The organism is Vibrio sp. 1402, assembly GCF_033340275.1.
The window spans coordinates 1-858 of record NZ_JAWOWE010000147.1; the positions used below are offsets into that span (position 1 = coordinate 1).

1 protein-coding gene is annotated in these 858 nt (G+C 46.9%); it reads left to right on the forward strand.

All coding sequences use genetic code 11. The annotated features are described in order from the left end of the window. Positions 1-858 (forward strand): fatty acid cis/trans isomerase (locus R7044_RS24715; protein WP_225455934.1); only part of this gene is annotated, 858 nt, incomplete at both ends.

An 858-nucleotide genomic window follows, 5' to 3' on the forward strand; every position in this document is an offset into this window, starting at 1 on the left:
TAAAACTGCCAGCCGAACAAGAAAGTAATACGCTTCCAGTCACAAACTGGGTTAAGTACGCACGCCAACAAGCGCGTTATCTTGAGGCAAAATCTGAGTTCACGAACAATTGGTTTAAGCATGGCGAAAACCTATCGACTGACGTCATTTGGGATGGTAACGGCACCAACCCAAATGCAGCATTAACAGTATTCCGTCATTTCGACAGTGCATCTGTAGTTCAAGGGTTGGTTGGCGAGCAGCCAAAAACAGTCTGGATCTTAGATTACGCTTTGCTGGAGCGTATTCACTACCTATTGGTAGCAGGGTTTGACGTATACGGTAACTTTGGTCACCAGTTGATGACGCGTATGTTCATGGACTTCTTACGTCTTGAAGGCGAGAGTAACTTTGTTACCTTGTTGCCTGCGGATATGCGCCACCAGCTTCAATCGAGCTGGTATCAAGATCAAAGCCCTCAGCTTAGTGACTTTTTGCAACGTAACGTGAAGCCTTTTAATCAACCGACCAGCGTTGTTTACAAAACGGACGATCCAAAAACCGAGCTACTGAACATGATGCGCAAACGCTTATCGCCAGTGCTGTTGCCGCGTTATGAGATTACCGATACTGCGCTTTCAGATAAAACGGAAAAAGAGCTAAAACGCATCGGTCAAGTGCGTGGTGAAGGGCTACAAACCGTCCCACAAATCACGATGCTGATGGTGCGCAGTAAGTCAGGTAAAGACGAACTGTTCACCCTACTTCACAACAATGCGCACACTAATATTTCGAGTTTGTTTGATGAAGAAAGCAACCGAGACTTCGCCAACGACGATATGACCATCGTGCGTGGCGTTGTCGGTAGCTACCCAGCAG